Origin of the sequence: Acinetobacter sp. Tol 5, from assembly GCF_019702905.1 — a bacterium.
Taxonomy (GTDB): domain Bacteria; phylum Pseudomonadota; class Gammaproteobacteria; order Pseudomonadales; family Moraxellaceae; genus Acinetobacter; species Acinetobacter bereziniae.
In genome coordinates, this window is sequence record NZ_AP024708.1 from 2,531,923 (window position 1) to 2,554,812 (window position 22,890).

Annotated in this window: 20 protein-coding genes; 7 read left to right on the forward strand and 13 right to left on the reverse strand. The window is 35.7% G+C overall.

What is annotated here, in order from left to right; all coding sequences use genetic code 11:
- Positions 1–332: 332 nt before the first annotated feature.
- The 7 genes from TOL5_RS11920 to tsaE all read right to left on the reverse strand — a co-directional run bounded on the left by TOL5_RS11920 (position 333) and on the right by tsaE (position 10,225).
- Positions 333–794, reverse strand: coding sequence for a hypothetical protein (locus tag TOL5_RS11920; RefSeq protein ID WP_198114597.1), 462 nt, complete (start codon positions 792–794; stop codon positions 333–335).
- Complete coding sequence (locus tag TOL5_RS11925; protein ID WP_198114598.1) at positions 781–2,931, reverse strand: M23 family metallopeptidase; 2,151 nt, start codon at positions 2,929–2,931, stop codon at positions 781–783. The genes TOL5_RS11920 and TOL5_RS11925 overlap by 14 nt, the downstream gene beginning before the upstream one ends.
- Before the next feature lie 8 nt (positions 2,932–2,939).
- Positions 2,940–5,543, reverse strand: coding sequence for a type VI secretion system Vgr family protein (locus TOL5_RS11930; protein ID WP_228740280.1), 2,604 nt, complete (start codon positions 5,541–5,543; stop codon positions 2,940–2,942).
- 560 nt (positions 5,544–6,103) lie between these two features.
- Positions 6,104–6,616 carry an RNA chaperone Hfq gene (gene hfq / locus TOL5_RS11935; RefSeq protein ID WP_005029289.1) on the reverse strand — a complete coding sequence of 171 codons (513 nt, stop codon included), beginning with the start codon at positions 6,614–6,616 and terminating at the stop codon, positions 6,104–6,106.
- Positions 6,617–6,708: 92 nt separating this feature from the next.
- On the reverse strand, positions 6,709–7,653 hold the full coding sequence (gene miaA, locus TOL5_RS11940) for a tRNA (adenosine(37)-N6)-dimethylallyltransferase MiaA (RefSeq protein WP_042087241.1): 945 nt from the start codon (positions 7,651–7,653) through the stop codon (positions 6,709–6,711).
- A gap of 6 nt (positions 7,654–7,659) precedes the next feature.
- A complete protein-coding gene (gene mutL / locus TOL5_RS11945) occupies positions 7,660–9,696 on the reverse strand; it encodes a DNA mismatch repair endonuclease MutL (protein WP_151781645.1) in 2,037 nt (678 codons plus the stop codon).
- A gap of 64 nt (positions 9,697–9,760) precedes the next feature.
- Complete coding sequence (tsaE, locus tag TOL5_RS11950) at positions 9,761–10,225, reverse strand: tRNA (adenosine(37)-N6)-threonylcarbamoyltransferase complex ATPase subunit type 1 TsaE (protein WP_042087244.1); 465 nt, start codon at positions 10,223–10,225, stop codon at positions 9,761–9,763.
- 126 nt (positions 10,226–10,351) lie between these two features.
- Here tsaE and TOL5_RS11955 point away from each other — a divergent pair, with 126 nt between their 5' ends.
- The 3 genes from TOL5_RS11955 (at position 10,352) to TOL5_RS11965 (ending at position 12,246) form a co-directional block, all read left to right on the forward strand.
- Positions 10,352–11,287: a pseudouridine synthase gene (locus TOL5_RS11955; RefSeq protein ID WP_373866507.1), complete on the forward strand. Its 936-nt coding sequence runs from the start codon at positions 10,352–10,354 to the stop codon at positions 11,285–11,287.
- A gap of 107 nt (positions 11,288–11,394) precedes the next feature.
- Positions 11,395–11,706 carry a type II toxin-antitoxin system RelB/DinJ family antitoxin gene (locus tag TOL5_RS11960; RefSeq protein WP_004831022.1) on the forward strand — a complete coding sequence of 104 codons (312 nt, stop codon included), beginning with the start codon at positions 11,395–11,397 and terminating at the stop codon, positions 11,704–11,706.
- A gap of 96 nt (positions 11,707–11,802) precedes the next feature.
- A complete protein-coding gene (locus TOL5_RS11965) occupies positions 11,803–12,246 on the forward strand; it encodes a GNAT family N-acetyltransferase (RefSeq protein ID WP_004831023.1) in 444 nt (147 codons plus the stop codon).
- 425 nt (positions 12,247–12,671) lie between these two features.
- Here TOL5_RS11965 and TOL5_RS11970 read toward each other — a convergent pair whose 3' ends face one another.
- Both TOL5_RS11970 and TOL5_RS11975 read right to left on the reverse strand, forming a co-directional pair.
- Complete coding sequence (locus tag TOL5_RS11970; protein ID WP_199995764.1) at positions 12,672–13,394, reverse strand: pseudouridine synthase; 723 nt, start codon at positions 13,392–13,394, stop codon at positions 12,672–12,674.
- Between the two features lie 104 nt (positions 13,395–13,498).
- Positions 13,499–14,407 (reverse strand): NAD(P)/FAD-dependent oxidoreductase, encoded by a 909-nt coding sequence (locus TOL5_RS11975; protein ID WP_151781643.1) that lies wholly within the window; start codon positions 14,405–14,407, stop codon positions 13,499–13,501.
- A gap of 104 nt (positions 14,408–14,511) precedes the next feature.
- On the opposite strand from TOL5_RS11975, the gene TOL5_RS11980 reads away from it, so the two are divergent.
- The 3 genes from TOL5_RS11980 to TOL5_RS11990 all read left to right on the forward strand — a co-directional run bounded on the left by TOL5_RS11980 (position 14,512) and on the right by TOL5_RS11990 (position 16,928).
- On the forward strand, positions 14,512–14,970 hold the full coding sequence (locus tag TOL5_RS11980; protein WP_139422530.1) for an Rrf2 family transcriptional regulator: 459 nt from the start codon (positions 14,512–14,514) through the stop codon (positions 14,968–14,970).
- 109 nt (positions 14,971–15,079) lie between these two features.
- Positions 15,080–15,538: a DUF441 domain-containing protein gene (locus tag TOL5_RS11985; protein ID WP_004831027.1), complete on the forward strand. Its 459-nt coding sequence runs from the start codon at positions 15,080–15,082 to the stop codon at positions 15,536–15,538.
- Positions 15,539–16,019: 481 nt separating this feature from the next.
- Positions 16,020–16,928 carry an alpha/beta fold hydrolase gene (locus tag TOL5_RS11990; RefSeq protein ID WP_151781753.1) on the forward strand — a complete coding sequence of 303 codons (909 nt, stop codon included), beginning with the start codon at positions 16,020–16,022 and terminating at the stop codon, positions 16,926–16,928.
- 40 nt (positions 16,929–16,968) lie between these two features.
- Here the strand turns inward: TOL5_RS11990 and TOL5_RS11995 are convergent, their stop codons facing one another.
- From TOL5_RS11995 to TOL5_RS12010, 4 genes are all read right to left on the reverse strand, one after another.
- A complete protein-coding gene (locus TOL5_RS11995) occupies positions 16,969–17,982 on the reverse strand; it encodes a sensor domain-containing diguanylate cyclase (protein WP_009586550.1) in 1,014 nt (337 codons plus the stop codon).
- 462 nt (positions 17,983–18,444) lie between these two features.
- Positions 18,445–19,131, reverse strand: coding sequence for a tetratricopeptide repeat protein (locus TOL5_RS12000; RefSeq protein WP_227561080.1), 687 nt, complete (start codon positions 19,129–19,131; stop codon positions 18,445–18,447).
- A 535-nt stretch (positions 19,132–19,666) separates the two neighbouring features.
- Positions 19,667–20,698 (reverse strand): hypothetical protein, encoded by a 1,032-nt coding sequence (locus TOL5_RS12005; RefSeq protein ID WP_009586547.1) that lies wholly within the window; start codon positions 20,696–20,698, stop codon positions 19,667–19,669.
- A 74-nt stretch (positions 20,699–20,772) separates the two neighbouring features.
- Entirely contained in the window at positions 20,773–21,756 is a 984-nt protein-coding gene (locus TOL5_RS12010; RefSeq protein ID WP_004831032.1) for an ion transporter, read from the reverse strand.
- Positions 21,757–22,217: 461 nt separating this feature from the next.
- Between TOL5_RS12010 and TOL5_RS12015 the strand changes: the two genes are divergently transcribed.
- Positions 22,218–22,703, forward strand: a complete 486-nt coding sequence (locus TOL5_RS12015) for an Lrp/AsnC family transcriptional regulator (protein WP_004831033.1) — start codon at positions 22,218–22,220, stop codon at positions 22,701–22,703.
- The last annotated feature ends 187 nt before the right edge of the window (positions 22,704–22,890 follow it).

Genomic DNA, 22,890 nt, shown 5'->3' on the forward strand with positions numbered 1-22,890 from the left:
AAATTGTATGGAAGTAAAAGCTATTATTAAAAGGACAAACAGTAGTTTTTCTCATTTAATAAATATCCTATGGCAGTTTAGCAGGGTTATTTTTAAATACGTCATACGCTTTTTTCATTTTCGTATCATAAGAATTTTATAATATTTACTACCATTGTATCTTTTTTTAAAAAATTTATCATAGCCAAGTATTTTTTCCATGAGTAATGAAATTATTTTCAAGCATAAAATTTCACTATAGAGATCTCCTGATAAAGTTTTAATGAAAATTAAAAATTCATTAGCAAACATTCTAATTTTACATTGAATAGATGCTACTTTATGAAAAAATATTAATCATATAGATTGTCGCAATTTATTTCTTTTGCTTTTTCACTATCAAATTCTGCTTTACACTTTACAAGTTCATAATAACCATTCCTATTTAATTTATATTCCAATATTTTTTTTGGATTACCTAGTGATTTTGTAATTATTGTATTTGGTAACTTTCTATTTTTTTCACTAAAATTCATACTAAAAGATAATGGAGCGTCTAATATTTCACAATACAGACTGCTTCTTTTTTCCACAATAAAATGCTCTGGTGAATTATTTGCTGTTTTATCTTTAATAAATATTAGGTTTGAATTTTTAGTACTTTTTACTAAAATATTTTCATCTTCATTAAAGTTATCACCAAATTTATGTGTCAAATATATATTAATATTTTTAAAACATTTATTTTCATCTGCATGTGCGTTTGCAAATGAAAATAATAATAAAAAGCATAATAAATATCTAAATAAAATCATAGTTAACTTTTCCACTCATTGTTAATTTTATAGAAGTATTTAGAGGCCAACGTTTGAGTTCAGCACTCATGGCAGGATATTTATAATTTTCTTCACCTGTTTTTAGCTCATCATCTAATAATATATTTTTTAAATATTTGGCGTATTCTTGTCTTTCCTTATAACCATTGCTACCACCATTTAATAGCCAACAATTAAATCCAATAGATATTTCATCATAATCGCAATCTGCAACTCGATTCATGTTGGAAGTACCTCTAAATGTTTTTGACACCCAAAAATATCCACTAGCTTCAGATGCATGATTAAAATCAGTTTCTATAATATTAGGGTCAAATCTAGGAAACCATTTTTCACTTTCTCCAGTATCAGCATTTTTATGTACAGAAGTTTTGGTTATTCTGCTATCATGATAATTTCCATTATGCAGTGGAAGTGCTTTAAATTTACCATACCCACTATAATTTGGAAAAGCCCAAGTTAATTGATGAAAGCCTCGACCATAAAATGCCCCATAAACATTAGCACGCCCTTTACCATATTCAGTTAGGGTTTGAAACAAATCAATTTCAATAAAAGTTTGAGTTAAATTATGTGCATATCTTTTATGTGACCCACATGAGTATTTATTAATAAAATGGTTATAAAAGATGTAATATTTTTTTACTCTATTAATTGCTTCGTTAAATGAAATATTACCCTTGGATTGTGTTTTTCGAGGAATACATCTAGCAAACTCTTCATTTGATAAAAAAGTACATTTTCTAAAATGCTTAATAAACTCTCTAGGATGAAAATGCCAAACTTTATCTTTTGCTGGTAACTCAGGAACCTGATCCCAAAAACTTAAAGCTTTTACATATTGCTTAAACTTTATGAAATCATCTTGAGTGAGTGGATTTGTGTTTTCAGCACTTTTTGTAGTTACCCAACTATATTGACTATCTACAAGTGACTCGCTCCACTCCGTAGGAAATTGACAAATAGCCTTACTAAGTCGAGCTTTGACTTCTCCATTTCCAAGCATTGATTTTAATTCAGCGTTTGTATTTATCCTATCATGATTATCATCAAGCCAACTTTTTAATTTTTCCGAATTACATTGGCTATCGGGAGTAGGGTCATCGTTAAATAAACGCCATCCAACCCAATGAGGAAAGTCACCATCACTAAACTTTTTAATTGCTGATGTATTTAAATTAACATAACCTTCTTTATTATCAGGTAAAGGAATTCTATGCCAATGTGCTATAGACGATACGTTACTTGGCTCAATTGCTATATCCAATATACGACCAAATCTAAATAATTCAAAAATTGCACTATGAGATGTAGTAGTTGTCACAAAATTTTTGGAATATTTATATAAATCATATTCATACTCTTCACGTTCATTTTTATCCTTATCAGTTAGTTTGTACTTTACCAACAATGGTTGTGTTCTTTGTTTTTGAAAAATCCCATTTCCAAGCTCCTTATAAGTTTGCGTATAAGCTTTACCATTTCTAAAACTTAAACACATAAATAAAGCCATATTTGACGTATAAACTTCATTTATTGCATTAGCTTCTTTGTAAAATTTAGTACCTGACGGTAAATAAAAATGTATATCTCCATAAACTACATCCTTGCGACCATCAGAACTTATATTTAATTCAGGAGTGCTTCGCCCTATTATTTTTTCTAAATTGGATTGATCACAAACAATCTCAAAATGCATTTTATTTTCATTTTGGTGTTGCCCAACTAAACCAATTTTTTGTTTCCGATATATTTTTCTTCCTTTATCTAGGCTAACTTCAATCTGCCTTAGGTGCATATAAATCGAAAAATATTTTACTTTAACATTGTTCCCAATCTCAGTTTCATGTTCTATAACAACACAGCCTTTATTTGATTTAGCCCCATCATAATCAACCAGATCAGTATCCTTTCTAGCATAAATCACTTTTCCATCTGCGATGGCTCTGGCAACATTATTATTACCATTTGCTATTTGATGATAGCCACCATGCCAAGCCAAAGTATCCAGAACTGGATACTCATTTGCAGATGATTCTACGGGCATTATCGAGTTTATCCAATCTTCATCAGATTGATTCGTATTAGGTTTTAAAATAGGAGGACTAATAATCATTTTTAATCTCAAGAAAATTTCTTTTTTGTTGTTACTTTTGGTTCAGATGGCAAGTTTGGTGTATTTGCTTTAACTTTAGCGCCACTAGTAAACTTATGCTGCCCAGACTTTACTTCAAACAAACCACCTGTGGTTGCAAACACCCCCGAACCATTGAGTTTTAATTCCGTGCCATCACTGATCAATTTAATTTCTTTAGGACTAATGATATAAATCGTATCTTCAGTCGAAATAATTTGAATACCTTTACGCGCAATCAAATCTGCACCATCACTATGCGCTTTTATTTCAACCTTGCCTTTTGCAGCATAAAGTCTTGCACCTTCTTGCGCAGCAAATAAACTGATCTTGTTTTTTGCATGTGCTATAAGATTCTTTTGGCTACTCAGATTTATACTGTTGCCTGCGCTCTGGCTAATTTGCCCATCTGCTGAAAGATGAAGGTCGCTATTGGTCGACATTGCTATAGAGTTTGGTGAAGCCAGTAGCATTAAAGCTTGTTTAAATGCATCTGCTTTGTCTTTTTCACCTTTTTCTATTTGATTAAGGAAGTATTTTAAATTATTTAAAACTTCCAAAGGATCAGTTTGTTGATGCTTAGCAACTTCACTTAAAGCTTTGGAATTATTGAGACTATTTTCTAACTGACTTTTGGCTTCGCTTGTATCTAGATGATTACCTAATGCCTCATCTTGTGCATGGGTACACAGCAGTAAGCCTTGTCCTGCGCGTACCGCACCCCATTGATCCGTTCTTAGCTCAAAGCCTTCTCCTCGACCTTCGCTGCTATCTGTCTCTTTTGGGTGACTGAGGTTGCCAAGATTGAGTTGAGTTGCTCCATGACTGCTGTGTAACTGACTACTGATCTGGTTGGTAGTGTCGTCAAATCTCAGTTGGTTATAGCCATTGCCTTGGTATTCTCGACTTTTAATCCCTGCCAACTTCTTGGTATCGGGTAACTTGCCTTTGTCATCAAACTTGGTTGGATAAAGGTATCCTTCATGAATACGTCCCACCACAAAAGGTCTATCAATATCCCCCGCAAAGAAGTCAACTACGACCAACTCTCCAATACGCGGTAAGAAGCGTGCTCCATAGTCTTCACCTGCCCACGGCGTGAGTACATCGACCCAAGCTGAGTCGGTATCATTGTCGTTCGCGCCTGCACCACCATCATGGCTGTGGTCTTCATTGCGGGTAAAGAGGAAGCGAACCTTGATACGTCCCCATTCATCCACATGGATTTCTTCTCCACTTGGACCAACCACTCTCGCTCGCATTGGATGGGCTGCGGGTCTTTGGGTTAAGGGATTATACTCAGGAACAACCGTAATATTACGCCGTTGTAGAATGAGCTGATTGGCTTGGCGTTCTTCGCTATTGTTTGTGGTGATATTGCTGATTTGCCAATGGCTTTGTTTTAACAAAGTGTCGACTTGATTGCTCAGATCTTTGGGTAAATTATTTTGGTGATAAAAGGTTTTGGATAAAATCAGAAATTGCCGATCGGCAGAATCTTTTTGATCGATTTGAGGATGCCCTTTTAGCTCAAAGTGATAACCCACCTGCGCATCTCGTACGGTCGATATTGCCGTGAATTGTTTGGCTTGGGCATCGTAGTAGTTGCTGAGGTTTTGGTTAAAGCGTTCGATCTGACTGTTGCTTGATGGCGTTGCGCCATCTTCTCCATTTAAATCTTGAGTCCATGCAGGGCTAAAGTGCCATACTTGTTCTAAGCCTAGACTGGCGTTATCGTACTGGTCACTGTGCTGATATTTGCTTTGTACATTGCCTGCACCTTCTTCGGTTTCAAGAATATCTGCTTGCCAACGGTGGATATGTACCGATGTCGGTTGAAGTGAACGTTGTCCTGTAAAATTGATAATCGAATCGCGAGTCTCTACAGCCGAACTTCGATGAAAGCGGATCGTGCGTCGTTCTAAACTTTTATATTGAGTATTGTCATCAATCAATCGAAGCTTTTGAGGCTGGATGGGTTCATTAAAATGAGACACTTTAAGCTGTGCTTCATCAATTAAACTCGTCACACCTTCCGATGCTAGAAGCCTTTGAATAAGGTCTATATCTCGTTCATTATTCTGCATAATGAAGGGTCGAATATCGTAATCTTTAGTTAGACCGCTTTTATCCAAAGTCAAACTAGAGGCAAACAGTGGAGATCTGTCTCGCCATTCATTAAATATAACTTCGACTACCTGTAAAGCAGACATATTCATAAATACGCGCGAGTTTCTACGCTGTTTCCATAGTGCGGTTGGATCTTCAACCGTGAGGCGATAAATCGTCAAAGCACCATCTGAGGCACCCACCTCAGCTTTGGAGACAATTCCTGAAATACGATTGATTTCGGAGCGATCATTGACCACATCAATGGCTACACGACAGCCAATAAAGCGTTTTAATGCAATATCGTTCAGCGTAGATAGACAAATCAGTTGTAAGTTCATCCCATCATTGATGGCATGTATCCCATCAACACGTTGTAAAAATACCCGTTGATGAAGATCAGTATTTGAAAAAGACACATGGATAGCACGCTTTTGAGCAGTAAGACCCAATTTTTCCAAAGCAAAATAAATATTATTAAACATGAGTTATTGTGTAGTTGTTCTAAATTAAACATACTCTACAAAAAAGATCATATTTTGTCCATATTTAATTTTATCTAAATAATTTTCTATATCACCTTGTGTTTCAGGTTTTTTTATAAGTTTATAAGAATAGTACACTTGAAAGTAATTAAACTGCATTCTTTCACAGCAAATAAAGCAACACTTTATTTTTACTCATATATCTTCGCTCAACATGATGACTTTCATGCCGCTTCACGATAAAAAAGATGATCAATCATTTAAAAGTGCAAATAAATAAATGACCAAAATCTTCTAATACTTTATATAAAAAATATAAAGTTCATAGGCTATTAAGGATCAGAATATTTAACTATTTCTAAATTTATTATGATGAAATGATTATTAAAATCTACATTTTAGTACAATCATGAGCCAAAATTTAATTTACGGCCCCTAATAGTAATCGCTAAATAAAAAACCGCAAAATGATTAATATTCAATCATATTGCGGTTTTTTTAATGCATCAAGAGACTGTTAAAACAGTCTCTTTTTCACAATCAATTTCTACATTTAGAAATTAACGATTGTTTTCATCTTCTTGTGAATCTTCAAATTTACCTTCGCCACCAAAGTCAGAACCTTGACCACCGAAGCCACCTTGACCGCCGAAGCCACCTTGACCACCGAAGCCACCTTGTTGACCACCGAAGCCACCTTGACCGCCGAAGCCACCTTGACCGCCGAAGCCACCTTGACCACCGAAGCCACCTTGACCACCGAAGCCACCTTGGCTACCAAAACCACCAGCTTGACCACCGAAGCCACCAGCTTGACCACCGAAGCCACCAGCAGCGCCTTGAGCACCAGCAGGAGCACCAGCAGGACGTGGATTACGTGCAGGTACAACAGTAGAAATCGCATGCTTATAAACCATTTGGCTTACAGTGTTTTTCAACAAAACAACATACTGGTCAAAAGATTCAATGTGACCTTGTAATTTGATACCGTTTACAAGAAAGATAGAAACCGGAATACGTTCTTTACGGAGAGAATTTAAGAACGGATCTTGTAAAGTTTGACCTTTAGACATTTTATACTCCAAAAAAAAATTTAAAATCAGCGCAAAAACTGCCTTTATTTTTCAATTAAAATTTATAAAAAAGGCAGTTGTTAAATTTTGCTTTATCCGTATAAGTTTCGCAAGTCTTCTTGAGCTTGCTTTATCGTGAAATAAGTTTGAAAAGAGTGTAATTCTTGCAAAGAACGTAACCAAGTGTATTGACGTTTGGCTAATTGTCGTGTCGCAAATAGCGCTTTATCCTTCATTTCTTGCATTTTTTCTTGACTCAAATCACTGTTTTTTAAAAAATCTATCGCTTGACGGTAACCAACCGAGCGTGCTGAGGGTAAATTTTCATCGAGATCGTATTTTTTCATAAGGTATTCGACTTCATTCAAAAAACCGATTTCCCACATTTTTTCCAATCGCAACTCGATCCGTTTATGTAATTCTACTCTGTCAGGGACTAAAGCATAATTATGAAAATTGTAACGATAAGGTTGCTTTTTAGGCTGTTCTGCCTGTAATTGTGTAATTGGACGACCTGTGATTTTGTAAACTTCTAAAGCACGAATAATTCGTTGTTTATCACTGACCTTAAACTTTTCACCTGCCAGCGTATCTACTGATTTTAATTCATCATAGACTGCCTGCCAGCCCTCAGTTTCGCCTTTTAACTCAATCGCAGCGCGAATCTCATAATCAGCACTCGGTAGGTTATTGGAAAGACCTTCAAGCAATGCCTTGAAGTAAAGCATTGTTCCGCCCACCAAGATGGGTGTTTTTCCTTTTGCATGAATATCATCAATCAAACGACTTGCATCTTCAACAAACTCTGCCGCAGAATAAACTTCTAATGGTGTAATAATATCAATTAAATGATGCGGATAACGCTCCTGTTCCGCTTTTGTTGGCTTAGCTGTTCCAATATCCATCTCTTGATAAACCAGTGCAGAATCCACAGAAATTAACTCATAATTCCCCTGTTCATATAATTCACATGCCAAAGCGGTTTTTCCACTTGCAGTTGGTCCCATTAAATTGATGACGGGCAATTGATTCGACATGTAAAACTACTCTCCTCGAGCAAATAATTTATCCAGTTGTGAAAGTGGAAATGCACGCCATGTTGGTCGACCATGATTACATTGGCTGGCAAATTCTGTTTGTTCCATCTGACGCAATAAAGCATTCATTTCAGACAGGCTTAGCATGCGGTGTGCTCTTACTGCACCATGACAAGCCATACCTGCCAAAATTTGATCTCGCTTTTGTTGAAGTGCTTGTGCTTCATCGTTCGGGTCAAGATCATTCAGCAATTCAGGAACTAAAGCACCAAAGTCAGCTTTATGTAAAATTGCAGGTACGCCACGGACAATGACCTGATCATCCCCATACTGATCTATTTCCAAACCTAAACGCTCAAGTTGAGGTTTTAAATCATCAACACGTGTGGCCTGCATACGTGTAATTGAGATCACTTTAGGAATAAGCAATTGTTGAGAAGTCCAAAACTCAGGTTTGTCCCATGCAGATTTCATCTGTTGTAAAAGAATACGTTCATGCGCAGCATGCATATCCACAATAATCAATCCTTCAGTATTTTGCGCAAGGATATAAATACCGTGCAATTGTGCAATAGCAATACCTAAAGGATATTCATCAACCTGTGGTTGATTAGACTTATTGACAATTTGCTGTACAGACTGATCATAAGAGGCTTGATCTGTGAGTGGTTGATCCAATTCGGCAATATCACTATTTTCACGGAGCGGTGCCAAATAGCTCTTTAAGGCATTATTGAGCTGCTGTGACCCATGATACTGCTGTTGGGGCTGATTTGCAGCATAATGTACAGTTTGCGGTTGTGTATGGCTAAAATCTGTTAAACCATCATTGTACATGACCTGAGCATGGCTATTGCTTAGGCTATTTTCATGCTCTTGCTGTTGATTGACATTCTCTGATACTGAGCGATCACGATGAAGTTGAAACTGCTCTTGATAACGCGGTTGAGGTTGTTGCCAATGATTTTGTTGAGATTCCTCTTGTTTCATTGCCGAAGCTAATTCTGCTGTCGCTGTTTGAAATTTTGACAGGGTTTCTTTAGCAAAATGGCGTACAAACTCGTGCACTTCACGCTGATTTAAAAAACGAATTTCATGTTTCGTAGGATGGACATTGACATCGATATTTTCAGGGTCAACTTCTAAAAAAAGCAAATATGCAGCATGTTGATGTCCGTGGAGAATACCATCGTATGCCATGCGTAACGCGTGTGAAATGGTTTTATCTTTAACAATGCGTCCATTCACATAAACATATTGCAAATCCGCTTGGGCACGAGCATCTGATGGATGTCCCAACCAACCTGATAAACGCATACTAATACTATCAGCATCAATCCAATAAGCATTTTCAGTAAATTGACGCCCCAATAATTGCTGTACACGTTGGAATCGTAACTCGCCACTGTCAGCAATAGGTAAATTCAAACGAATATTATCGTTATGTTCCAACACAAAACGTATATCAAAATGAGTCAATGCCATACGGCGGACAATTTCTTCGATATGTCCAAATTCAGTTCCTGGCTTTTTTAAGAATTTGCGGCGTGCCGGTACATTAAAAAATAAATCCTGAATACGAATATGTGTGCCTTGTTGCGCTGCAACTGCCTGTATATCCTGATGATCAAACGCCGTACCATTTACTTCAAGCTGATAGCCAACACCTGAATCATCTTGGCTGCTGGTTAAGGTTAACCGAGAAACAGCAGCAATCGATGCCAGCGCTTCACCACGAAAACCTAAACTTACTATTGCGTGTAAATCTTCAGCAGACTGAATTTTACTGGTTGCGTGTCGTGTTACGGAAAGCGCCAAATCCTCAGGATGAATGCCTCGCCCATTGTCAATAATTTCAATGAGCGTACTCCCTCCATTAGCAACACGAACAATCAATTCAGTCGCACCGGCATCAATTGAGTTTTCAACTAACTCTTTAACCACAGAAGATGGGCGTTCGATTACCTCGCCTGCTGCAATTTGGTTCGCCAATGCTGGATTTAAAGTTTGGATACGTCTTAAACTGATATCTTCATGTTGCATTCAATTCACCTGATCATTAAATGAATCTAAAAACGAAATTTTTTATAGTTAGAATTTAACTGAATTAAAAGTGCATTAATTCTTGAACTAACTGAGAAGATGTACTTTCTATGCTCACTTCACGCACAGTTTCATCTGCTCCTTTTAAGATCGTAATGACATGATCAGCTTTTGGAATTTCATCTCCGCCTTTCGAAGGCCACTCAAATAAGAATAATGCATCTGTTTGGTCTAAATAATCACGTATTCCCATTAATTCTAATTCATAAGGATCATTTAAACGATACAAGTCAAAATGAAATACATCCTTAGCTTGAATGCTATAAGGCTCCACCAATGTATAGGTTGGACTTTTAACTGCACCTTGATGCCCTAAGCTTTGCAACCAATAGCGCGTTAATGTTGTTTTACCCGCGCCAAGATCACCGATGAGATAAATTACGCCTTTTGCAATATGTTGCGCCAGTTTTTGCGCTAACTTTTGAGTGTCTTGTTCATTGCTTAGACTTAATTTAGAGGAATACTGCATAACGCTCACAACATGATTCAAACCAGACAATATGATAGCATTGCACGACTTTAAAACCTATGTTGCATTGTTGAGAAATCATGTTTTGACCTATTCAAGCTGACTTCAATAGCAATTGCAATCTTAATGACATCCAGTATCACCATGAAACAATATACTTCTCTTTCTGACTTTCAACCACCAATGAGGGATGGTGTAACAGCATCTAAAGTATATTTACCTCAATTAGAAAAATCCCCGCAAAGTCTATTTGTATTTTTGTGCGAGCACTTTCCACATATTACTGCCAATGCATGGAGGCAGCGTTTTGATGATCATTTAATTTTGGATATGCAAGGTCAAACCCTCAGTATAGAGCACCCTTATATCGAACATACTCATATTTATTATTATCGTTTTCTCAACCACGAAATTCAGGTGCCATTTCAGGAAAAAATTCTTTATGAAAATGATGATCTACTGGTGGTTGATAAACCCCACTTTCTAACCATTAGCCCATCAGGACAATATATTCAAGAGACCCTTTTAGTTCGCTTAAAAAAAACCACCAATAATGCAGACTTGACACCTATACATCGTTTAGACCGTGAAACAGCTGGAGTCGTGTTATTCTCCAAGCGTCCACAAACTCGTGGTATTTACCAGCAAATGTTTGCTGATCGTCAGGTAAAAAAGACCTACCATGCCATTGCCGCTTATAACCCAAACCTCAGCTTCCCATGTCAGGTTGCATTAAGAATGGAGAAAGGTGAACCTTTCTATACCATGAAAGTAACCGAAGGCATAACCAACTCACAAACTGAAATTCATCTTATTGAACATGATCAGGTATGGGCTAAATATTTATTAAAACCAATTACAGGAAAGCAGCACCAACTACGTGTACATCTCAATTGGCTGAATTTGCCCATCAAAAATGATCCATTTTATCCAACTGTATTGCATAAAGATCCTCATGATTTCTCACAACCTTTACAACTTTTAGCCCAGAAAATTGAGTTTATTGATCCGATTACAATGCAAGCGTTATGTTTTTGTTCTGCCTATGAATTGACACTGTAATGTTGACGTAATGACAAATATAGGACTTTTTGATGATTAGAGATTGAAATTACGCAAGCTTTGATTAAAATAGGCATTCAAACTTAAATTTTGTTTGGTTAACATTCATGAGAAAAACCGAAGTTTATCAAGTACGCCTTGATTCACAAGAAAAAAAACTTGCTTTTGCCGTTTTTAAACAATTAGGCATCACCCCTGCTCAAGCAGTTCGACTTTTTTTTAAACAAGTCGTAATCACCAAATCTATTCCATTTGCAATTGAAAACCAAAATATCAATATGGACCAGATATTAAAATTAAGAAAACTCAAGCAAGAACAACAGAATGGACAAACAAGTACTGCTGTTGACTTAAGTGATGATGACGAAGATTTGTTTGCAGAGTTAAATGCGATCTTGGGGGAAAGTGACAAAAATTAACAGTGTCGCAATTTTAAACAATTCATTTACTTTAATTTTCTATTTTTTAGTTATGCTCTTTTGCAAAGATAAAAAATCATTGCAAGGAGTATATAAATGATCGTGAGACGCGCGACCAAAGAAGATTTAGATCAACTTGCTGTTTTATTTGATGAATATCGCCAATTTTATGGTGCATCTTCCAATCTTAAACAATCTCTTGATTTTCTTAAACAACGTTTTGAGAATAAGGAAAGTGTTATCTTTATTCATGTAAAAGATGATGTTTTTACAGGTTTTGTTCTACTTTATCAGGGTTTTACATCTGTATCCTGTTCTAAATACTATATTTTAGATGATGTATATGTCACTCCGGTTTATCGCAGACAAGGTTCTGCCAAACAGCTGATTGATACAGCCATTCTATTTGCAAGACATGAAGATGCACAGCGTATTAGTTTAGAAACACAAAAAAACAATTACCATTCCCATCAATTGTACGAACAAATGGGTTTTGTCAAAGATAACGAGTTTCAAACCTATCATTGTTTCTTGAAGTAATTCTATTTCTTGCAGGCGTTTTAGTTTTAACACTAAAAGGTGAATTTTGGATTATTAATGCTGTTAGATTGTCAGATGAAGTGCAATAAAGCTTTCATTGCCACAGTTTATATCTCAAAAGTTTAAATAGATTTGTTTAGGCAATACTGTACTCTTATGCTGTAAATAAAGCAGTGCTTTGTTTATGCTCATATACCCCGCTCAACATGGCGACATCCATGTCGCCTCACGATACACAGAATATTGATGATTCAAAAGTGCAAAATAAATGAATCACCAAATTTTCTAGTAAATTATATAAAAATCATAAAGTTCATTAGGTATGCATGATTAAAATCCAGTCACTTGTATGAATAATCAGGCGGTTTGACCATAGTCTATCTAAAACTAATCATCAGTGAAGCCTCAGACTTTGCTAACTATGATTAAACTTCAGATAAATCCTCTGATTTATTTTTTGCAGCCACCACTTGAGCTTCATTTAGATATAGCCATTCTCCTTCAGGCAAATCATTCAGTACCAATTGTCCTACTTGGGCACGATGTAAACGCTCAACTTTGTTGCCTACCGCAGCAAGCATTCGTTTCACTTGATGATAAACACCTTGATGTACAGTTATTTTTAACGCATGTTCAGCAAGACGTTGTACATCTGTTGCTGCAAAAAGCCCTTTTTCATTACGCAGTTCAACGCCTTGTTCAAGTTGTTGAATTTGCTCATCCGTGATCGGATCAACAGTTTGTATTTGATAAACTTTAGGCACATGCTTTTTAGGATGCGTCAAGGCTTGTAAAAACTGACCATCATCAGTGAATAGTAATAAACCTGTGGTATCCTGATCTAAGCGCCCTACACTTTGTAGACCACGATTCATCAATACATCATCAAACAGATCAAAAACACTGAAATGATGAGTAGATTGATGTGAACATTCATAATTCTGCGGTTTATTTAAAGCGATATAAACGTGTTCTCGATATTGAAATGTTTGCTGATACACCGAAAATTCTAAATGATCTAAATCAAGTTTAAACTTTGGATCAGTAATAACCTCGTTTTGAATTTGAATTGCACCATTCTTGATTAATTGCTGGCAATGCTTTCTAGAACCAAAACCTTGTGATTGCAACATTTTTTCCAAAAACATAAATTAATACCTTAAAAATTCACGACACAGTTTAAAGTATCGTGAATCGAAACCCAATCGAGATTCGTATTTTATCAGCATGATCACTTCATCATGCATAGACACTAGCCACCAAATACAAATGATTTATGTACTGCTACCCCAGCCATTGCACCATCAGCAACAGAGAATGCAACAGAACCACCTGAACGTGTGATGTCCCCACATGCGTAAATGTTTTTTAAATTGGTCTGCTTTGTAGCATTGGTTAAAATTGCTTCACTATATTCATTACGATCTATATCCAAACCTAGTTTTCTAATCCAAGGTGAATTAATTCGCATAAAAGTAGAGACAAATAATCCATTCAATTGAGTTTGGTCACCATTTTCAAATTTCAAATCACAGTGATTTTCGATCTTGGCGATTTTACGAGTATCTAACTTCACATGGCGTTGATTTAATTGCTCCAAAATTGCAGGCTCGATTATATCAATTGAAACTGCAGCATTGAGGAATAATGTTGTATTGCCCCAATCAGGTAGCATTAAAGCCATATGAAGAGAATGCGAACCAGAATATAACATCCCGAGTTGACCAAGATTTAATTCATAGCCGTCACAGTATGGACAATGGAATACACTCTTTCCCCAACGCTCAGTCAAGCCTTCTATTTCAGGTAAATCATCTTTCACACCTGCTGCAATAATCAATTTTTCAGCTTGAATCATGTCGCGCTTATTATTTTCATCTTCTGTAAAAACCTCATAATCATCATTCATTGCCTGTACGTCGATCACAGATGCATTCAACCAAGTAATGCTTGAATATTTTTCTAACTGTTGCTTTGCTTCCGCAATGATTGCTGAAGGCTCCTGTCCATCTCGGGTCAGAAAATTATGCGAATGCGCCGCAAACCGATTTCTACGTAAACCCGCATCTACCACCAATACTTTTTTTCTAGCTCTTGCTAAAGGTAAAGCCGCAGATAAACCTGCAAAACTTCCACCAATGATCATCACGTCATATTTCATTTTTAAACCCATATATGTAACTTTTAAAGTTACTATATTGCCTTATTTTTAAAATTGCAACTTTTGATGTTACAATTAATACTAAATTAAGGAGTGTGTATATCATGCGCAAAGACAGTAAACTTTCCCGGATGTTGCATGTGCTATTACATATGGCACGTGAAAAAAAACCATTCACATCCGAACAGATTGCAGTAATGCTCGACACCAATCCTGTTGTGATTAGACGTACTATGTCGGGTTTAAAAAAAGCGGGATTTGTACATGCAGATAAAGGACCCGGCGGTGGTTGGACATTAATCCAAAATTTAAATGAAATTTCGTTATATGATATTTATCAGGCTGTCGGCGAACCCACCATTTTTGCCATGGGGAATGAGCAAGAAACGCCCAACTGTCTTGTTGAACGTGTGGTAAACACTGCTTTAAATCAAGCAATGCTAGAAGCGCAAAACATTTTAATACAGCAACTTAAATCTACAAATTTAGCAAAACTTGCGCAAGATTTTGAGTACCAATGGAACTTATTGGAGAATAAACCTTTCAATATTTCAGCGCACTGATTTGCTTTTATTGAGAATTTTAATTCGAATAAATAGATCTCTTCACGCCCTACCTGTGTTGTTTTTAGTATAATGCGCCGCTGGAATGAATTGTAAATGATGAATATTAATGAGCCTTTCTAGTCTAGATCTAAATTTAATCGTGCTTCTTGTTTTATTGGCTTGTGGTATTTTCAGTCACAATACAGCAGTGACGATCGCTGCTGGCGTATTAATTGTCTTTCGAATCACACCATTAAGTGAGTTTTTTCCTTTATTACAAACTCACGGTCTGGAGGTCGGAATTATCATTTTAACAATTGGTGTTCTTACCCCGATTGCCAGTGGAAAAATTCCAGGCGATGTCATCCTAAAATCATTTATGCACTGGAAATCTCTGACTGCAATTGCAATTGGACTATTGGTCGCATGGTTAGGTGGTCGCGGAGTTTCCTTAATGACCAGCCAACCCAATGTCGTAGCAGGTTTATTGATCGGTACAGTAGCTGGAGTAGCATTACTGAGAGGTGTTCCTGTGGGTCCACTGATTGCAGCTGGCATCTTATCGTTATTGATTGGTAAATCTTAAAAATCTTCAAACAAAAAATTCTGAAAAATTTAAGCACATCCCATCATTGCCAGATATAGCTTAAAAATCATGCTGATGGGTAACTGTGTAATGTAGAGTAATCAATAGAACTGATTTTTTGCTACAAAGCATGTTCAATTGGTCAAGTTTTAACTTTTACTTCATTAATAAAATAATGACCCTCTGATTTTACTTGGATAAATCATAAAAATAAAATCTAACAAACCGCAAAAAATAATAAAAATATTAAATAAAATTAATAACATAATCAAATATCATACATTATCAACAGTACAAAAATTCATTCTAATCGTTGAATTTTCTTCCACCAAATCATGCTTTTTATTCGGTAATATTAAATAAATTATCGATCTCTCTAGCTAAACCTATTTAGAGCGGAAAAATTATTCTTAAATAACGAGATTCTTTTACCTTAAAAAATTTTTAAGTAATTTAAACTCAAGGCAGGGCTGTATTGAACATGACAAAAATTACAAAAGAAACCTTAGAACAACCTTCAAATACCCAGATTGTAAAAATACATAAGTATTTAGAATCAAGTATCCTTGATTATCGTGGTGATACTTTATTTAGCCGTATCTATCCCCTACTTGGAAAAGAAAGCATTATCTTATTGCATGGCGGACCGGGTTTTCCAAGTGACCTTACAGAAGTTATAGAATATTTCAAGCACCAGTTTCAAATCATTGTATTTCATCAAAGAGGTACAAAAAAATCCCCGTGTATAAGCGGAGATTACTCATTAGAGGCATATCTCAATGATATTGAAACGGTACGTAAATTTTATAAAATTGATAAGTTTCACTTATGGGGACATTCTTGGGGTGGACTTTACGCTCAAGTCTATACAGAAAAATATCCCGATCATTTACTCAGTCTGTTTTTATGTAACCCGGGATCTGGAACAAACACACAGTGGCAGCAAACTGAAAACGAAGTGATTCAATTCAATAAATCCAAGGTCAGTTCTTGGCAATGGACAAAAATGGGAATATATAGTTTTTTAGGAATGCTCGGTTTTGATAAAGCTTATCAACATCTCTTTAGACAAGTCATGAAAAACTATCATGCAGAATTTATCTCCACAGAAAATATTGAACAGACCGAAGATTTTTCTTTATTAAAAGCAAAAGCCATCAATAAAACCAGAGCTGAAATTATTAAATACCCACTGCTTAAAGGCTTAACCCAAGTTGATTTTAAAATTACCATCCTATATGGTGATCAGGACATATACACCAACAGCAAACATTTTGTAATTGATCGTTACCCGACAGCAACTGTCTTTAATGTTGTAAATTCTGGTCATTTACCTTGGTTACATCATTCCCAAGCCTATAAAGATATTTTGAGTAGTCACTATCAATAATCTCATGGAAACCCTCAGAGATTAAAATAGGGATTTACATTTATACATTCAAATTGATCACTTTACGAGCACGTTTATGTTCGTACATTTTAAGATCAGCGAACTCGATCAACTTATTCAGTTCCAATGCATCTTCAGGAAAAAATGCTAATCCGACGCTTGCCCCCATATTCAGTCTAACATTTTCAAATACAAACGGTAGTCCACATGCCTCTACAATACGATTCATCACTTTCTTTGCTAAATCTTGATCACCTAAGCTACTTAAGATTACCGCAAATTCATCACCACCTAAACGTGCCACTAAATCATCTTGCCGAGTAATACTTACAATACGCTTCCCTATTTCCTTTAACGCTTCATCACCTAAACGATGACCATATTGATCATTGATTGGCTTTAATCCATCCATATCAATCATCAATATTCCCAAAAGTTTTTGAGTACGTTTTGCTTTTTCTACCCCTTGTCTTAAACAGTCCAGAAACAAAGCACGATTAGCCAACCCAGTTAAAGTATCTTGCGTTGCTAATTTATATAATTCTTGCGCCCCAAATTTCGAAGCATGATACATTGCCGCGGCAATCAACTCCGACATCAGTGTCAATAAATTGATATCGGCGTCTTTAAATGCATTTACACGTTCTGAATAGATTTTTAAAACACCTATCGGTTCATCAGAATGAATCAATGGAACGACAGCCATTGAACGTAAACCAACTCGTCTACATGCCTCTCGATCAACACGCTCATCTACTTCACTGTCTTTACAATAAAGTGTGCGATTTTGAGCTATACACAACCCAGAAAGGCTAGAATCCATTTTTAAACGTAGACCCAGAAATGCAGTTGCACCATTCGATACAGCACGGTAAACCATATCCCCATGCTCAGCGAGTTCTACAATTGCCCCTTTGGCTTGAGTAATCAGTTGAACTTGTTCAGCCACCAATGTCATTACTGCATTGATGTCTAAACCCAATTTAGCAATTGCCGTCTGTGTTTGAATGACTGAAAGCAATTGCTTGGCTGTTGGTTGTTTCGTTTTAGACATACATCATCCTAGACGAGTTATACAATACAAGAAGAAATACACAGTGATCGCAATACTTCATCAATCATATTTTTCATTTTTGATTAACTGTAAAATATGAACGAAATACAATGAAGATGCATTAAAACTTCGAAACACATCTTATGATGATTCATATTTAAAGTATATTACTATGCTCACTAAATTCATGATGAAATACTCAATTTAACCTGTGCTATTGAGCTGTGTCAGCGTTTGATTGGCAATCATCCGTTACATCAACGTATAATTTAAAATAATGTGATTTCCTTAATATCATCTGAATACTTTTTAATCAAAAGCACCAATAAATACTCAATCTGTGCCAGATCATTCAGGATAAACCGTCAAATTTCTTTTAAGATGAAATAAGTTTTAAATATTCAAAGAATAATAAACAAAATGATTGAGCAAGAGGATGCCATCATCATCCAAAGCATTGAGCTATTGCTTGTACATTAAATCGAGATATTCTGAGGCTTTAGTTTGACCTTGCTTTGCTGCCGCTTTAAGCCAGTAAATTGCTGTCTGTTTATCTTCAGAAATTCCGAAATTCCCCATAAGCATCATGCCAGTTAAATATTGTCCATCTCTATCACCATTCTCTGCACTTTTTTTGAACCATTTATAAGCTTCTGCATAATTGCGCTTATCACCATCACCTTTGAAGTAAATAGAACCCAGCCGATTGAAAACCTTTGTATTTCCTTTTTCTGCGAGTATTAAATAATAAGGTTCTGCAGAAGCAATATCTTCTCGTTCGAAATAGTAATATTGCGCTAATGCATAAATATCTTCATCATTTCCCTTATTGGCAAGTTGCTTGAGTAACTGCTCGATATATTTTTCATCGCGCGGAATAAGATGACGATAATACAACTTGAGTAGATTTCTTTGAGCGTCAGTAACATCTCTTTCGGCAGCAATTTTGAACCATTTTGCGGATTCAAGATAATCTTGTTTGACACCTTTTCCATAAAAATAAATTAAACCTAAATTATGGTTCGCCGAACGATGACCCAAGGCTGAAGCCTTTTTATATAGTTCTATTGCCTTTGGTAGGTCCTGTTCAACACCTTGACCAGTCTGCGTTAAATATCCCAAATCAAAAAGTGCTTGTTTTTGGTTCAATGCCGCTTTCTGTTGTATCTCTGTCACATTGATTTCAAGATCAGCTGAATATACAACATTGCTCAATAACATCAGTTTTAAAATCGAAATATATATAAATTTTCTTATTTCCACTCGTACAAACGCATCTCTATGTAAGAGTAAAATATGTTAAACAAAAATAAGCGATATTCAAATACTATGAATTGCCTTTTTCCCAAAGTGCAGTTTTACAAACATTCATACTATAAGCACAACGATAGATATCGCCGCAATCCACTGCAATATGAACTGTCTCTGATCATTTTATAAAAAAGTCCCTCAAAGCCGACACTTATCAATTCAATAAAACAAGTTAAAAACAATCTTTGAATCAAAAATTTGCATTGTATCTCGTTCTGTTGATCCCTTTATCTTTCTGGTTGAAATAGTGCAATCTGAGATTGTTAAGTGTCTATCAAACTATTTTATGTTTCCCACATACCATTATTTGATTTTGCTTCTACAGCTCCAGAGGTTGAAGCGTCATATCGTCAATGAATAAGCTTGAATCCTATTACTCAGGACAGCTGTTCACCATTGTATTCTTTAAGGATTCAGGTATTTGTTCAATTCCAAATGCACTATATAGGCGGTTTATACGCGCTCGATTGCCCTTAAAAGAGCACATTAGCTCAGCAACCTGAGTGATTCGGCTAAATGAAGGATAACGTTCTAACGCAAGTATTGAACCACGTTCAACTCGATCCCAGTCAATGCTGTTACGCTCTAGATTAAATGGGTTTCCTCGATCAATAGCCGTAAAAACGATTAGATAATAATACATATCCTGATTTGGACCAGAATTTAAACGCTGGATGTCACCGATCACCTCATTAATCATTCCAGGATAGCCACCGAGCCATTTCTGATCATTAATCGCGATATAGGTATTATAAATCGGACGATATGAAGGAAATTTTGCAATACCTTCTTTATATGTTGCATAAGCCTCTTTGGCTGCATCAAAATTTTGGTATGATTTTAATAAAGCAACATAATAAAAAGGATCTTTGGAGGCAATCTCTTTATGTTCTTGTAAAAAAGAGATTCGTTGCATTTGTAATTTTATAAAAATTTCAAGGTCATCTTGAGAGACTTCATGGATATAATTTCCACCTCTATAGACCCATGATTTCGCACCCAATAGATAGGCTTTAAACAGATATGGTACTGGTGATTTAGGCGTTGCCTTTAGCCACTCATCAGCAAGTTGCTGTTGTTGTTCCCAAACTGACTCATCCCGTGTTCTATATCTTTCTGTTATTTCAGCAAGTTTCTCTAAATATATGGTATGTCTATTCTTACCATTTAAAAAAATTGCTTCCGACTTTAATTCTTTGGAAATAAGACGATCAAGCGCTTTAAAGTCTTTTTTCGCAAGCAACAACATTATTTCTTCTTTAATAGCCAATGCTTCACTATAACTATCACCACGAATAATGGTCATTTTTCCAAGTTTTTTATAATCTTGTTCAGTTACATCTGCATAAACAGAACTATTAAAATGGACCACAGCAAGTGCAGCTAATAAAATTTTTTTAATCATTGGTAAAATTAATAAGAATCAAGTATAAAAATTTTACCGATATAAATCATATTTTACAACAGCTTGACTCAACATTACTCAGGTAACTTATGTCCGCAATGTGGGCAAAAACAGTATTTATTCTTTTCTCTTTCCGCCTCTTCTTCTTTTCTTTCACGAATGAGTTGTAAAACAATGTCACGGGTTTGATCAATAGATAGACCAACTTCTCGGCGAATATTGTCTATTTTTTCTTCATCATGGATAATATCAATCTCACAACTTTGCAATAAATCTCTGAATTTTAATTCTAATTGCTGTTTTCTTAACTCAAGTTCATTGGCTAAACCATTTGCCAAAATACCTGCTGGTAAAGCCGCTAAACCAACGCCAAGAATCGTGATCATTGCGCCCAAAAAACGTCCCAGTGGCGTAATAGGTGTGACATCACCATAACCCACTGTTGTTAATGTTACGACTGCCCACCACATTGAGGCAGGAATAGAACTAAATACTTCTGGCTGTGCTCGTCCTTCCACAACATAGATGCCTGCTGCCGCCATCACGATCATGATCACTAAAATAAAAATGACGGCTTGAAAAGAGCCTTTTTCACGTTCAATTACACGCAACAGAATTTGTAGTGAAATAAAATAACGAGTGAGTTTTAACAAACGCAATAAACGTAAAATCCGCAGGAATCTCAAGTCGATATGTACAAAGAAATTGATATATGCAGGCAAGATTGCCAGCAAATCAATAATTGCGGCCCCACTTGTTACGTAATTCCAGCGAGCTTTCCATTCAGATTCAAAAGGTTCTTTTTCGGCAATACTCCAAAAACGTAAAACATATTCAACCGTAAAAACCACTATGGATATATCTTCAAAAGTATCAAAATAAAGTTGGTACGCTTTATACACATCGTTAATGGACTCTAAAAGTACAGCAATCACATTTCCAATAATCAGAAAAATGAGCGAAAAATTGATCGCACGACTAAACCATGTTTCATAATCTTCATTGTGTAGATTGTCATAAACAAATTTTCTGAGGGTGTACCAAGCTGTGAAGCGCATCAATTGTTCTTTATTTTAAAGATGACTCATTTTAATACGGATTGGCTGAATTGCACATCATCATGCCCTGAGCTTTACAAATTTACAGCTTGAACTCAGCAATAAAGCTTTATTAAAGACATAAATATATTTTCATTATTTCATAAATTTTTATTATATAATCACAGAAATTGACGCACTAGATTCAATATAGCGACATAAATATATAATCTTTGAGAAGTCTATAAAGTCTTTTTTAAGCTGACAAATAAGCAGCGGACAGTATCGTTAAAGGCACCCTTCCTCTAAAGATACTATCCGCCAAATCAAAGCCAGTCTCCCAAATGTCTTTGATTTAATAAGTTTATTTTAGCGCTATGTTGAATAGAATGTTTTCCGTATTTTATATAAATCTTTAATTTTTTCGGAATGATTTTTCAAATATCTTTATTTTTTCGAAAATATTTTCTGTGGTACAGCTTATGAATGATAGCCAATACACCTTAGACCGAATTGATCGCAAAATTTTATCGGCACTTCGTCAAGATGGGCGTTTAACTATCGCTCAACTGTCCGAACTTGTAGGACTTTCCTCTTCTCCATGTTGGACACGCGTTAAACGTCTTGAGTCTTTAAATGTGATTGAAGGCTATACTGCAACAATCAATGCCAAGGCAATTGGGATTAACGAACTCTTTTTTATCGAAATCACCTTAGAACGTCATGATGATGAAATTTTAGAACAATTTAGTGATGCGCTCAGTCAAATGCCAGAAGTGGTTGAAGCACATTTGGTGACAGGAGATTATGATTATTTGGTCAAAGTCGCGGTCAAGAATGCCGAACATTACGAACGTTTTTTACGTAAAAATTTATACTCAATGAAAGGCATTCGTCATACCCGATCTATTTTTGCTTTACGTCCATTAAAATTAGAAAATAAAGCAGACCTGATGCTGATTGAATAGCGAAATTTTAAAGAAGAGTTTTAAAAAATGAGCGATCAAAAACTCTTCTTTGTTCGCTTATTTTTCACACTATTTTAATGAATAAAAAGACTAACACCTACAAAAAATAATACTTTAGTCTAAGGATTTTTCGTATAAATATCACACAAATTTACTATTCAAAATTTAATCTGTTTATTTTTTACTC

Coding starts and splice junctions, on each gene's coding strand:
- TOL5_RS11970 (WP_199995764.1), bottom strand. CDS start 13,394: ATGTTTTTGGAAAAAATGTTGCAATCACAAGGTTTTGGTTCTAGAAAG.
- TOL5_RS11995 (WP_009586550.1), bottom strand. CDS start 17,982: ATGTCTAAAACGAAACAACCAACAGCCAAGCAATTGCTTTCAGTCATT.
- TOL5_RS11980 (WP_139422530.1), top strand. CDS start 14,512: ATGCGCAAAGACAGTAAACTTTCCCGGATGTTGCATGTGCTATTACAT.
- TOL5_RS12005 (WP_009586547.1), bottom strand. CDS start 20,698: ATGATTAAAAAAATTTTATTAGCTGCACTTGCTGTGGTCCATTTTAAT.
- tsaE (WP_042087244.1), bottom strand. CDS start 10,225: ATGCAGTATTCCTCTAAATTAAGTCTAAGCAATGAACAAGACACTCAA.
- TOL5_RS11960 (WP_004831022.1), top strand. CDS start 11,395: ATGAGAAAAACCGAAGTTTATCAAGTACGCCTTGATTCACAAGAAAAA.
- miaA (WP_042087241.1), bottom strand. CDS start 7,653: ATGTCGAATCAATTGCCCGTCATCAATTTAATGGGACCAACTGCAAGT.
- TOL5_RS11990 (WP_151781753.1), top strand. CDS start 16,020: ATGACAAAAATTACAAAAGAAACCTTAGAACAACCTTCAAATACCCAG.
- TOL5_RS11975 (WP_151781643.1), bottom strand. CDS start 14,407: ATGAAATATGACGTGATGATCATTGGTGGAAGTTTTGCAGGTTTATCT.
- TOL5_RS11925 (WP_198114598.1), bottom strand. CDS start 2,931: ATGATTATTAGTCCTCCTATTTTAAAACCTAATACGAATCAATCTGAT.
- TOL5_RS11920 (WP_198114597.1), bottom strand. CDS start 794: ATGATTTTATTTAGATATTTATTATGCTTTTTATTATTATTTTCATTT.
- TOL5_RS12010 (WP_004831032.1), bottom strand. CDS start 21,756: ATGCGCTTCACAGCTTGGTACACCCTCAGAAAATTTGTTTATGACAAT.
- mutL (WP_151781645.1), bottom strand. CDS start 9,696: ATGCAACATGAAGATATCAGTTTAAGACGTATCCAAACTTTAAATCCA.
- TOL5_RS11930 (WP_228740280.1), bottom strand. CDS start 5,543: ATGTTTAATAATATTTATTTTGCTTTGGAAAAATTGGGTCTTACTGCT.
- hfq (WP_005029289.1), bottom strand. CDS start 6,616: ATGTCTAAAGGTCAAACTTTACAAGATCCGTTCTTAAATTCTCTCCGT.
- TOL5_RS11985 (WP_004831027.1), top strand. CDS start 15,080: ATGAGCCTTTCTAGTCTAGATCTAAATTTAATCGTGCTTCTTGTTTTA.
- TOL5_RS11955 (WP_373866507.1), top strand. CDS start 10,352: ATGACATCCAGTATCACCATGAAACAATATACTTCTCTTTCTGACTTT.
- TOL5_RS11965 (WP_004831023.1), top strand. CDS start 11,803: ATGATCGTGAGACGCGCGACCAAAGAAGATTTAGATCAACTTGCTGTT.
- TOL5_RS12015 (WP_004831033.1), top strand. CDS start 22,218: ATGAATGATAGCCAATACACCTTAGACCGAATTGATCGCAAAATTTTA.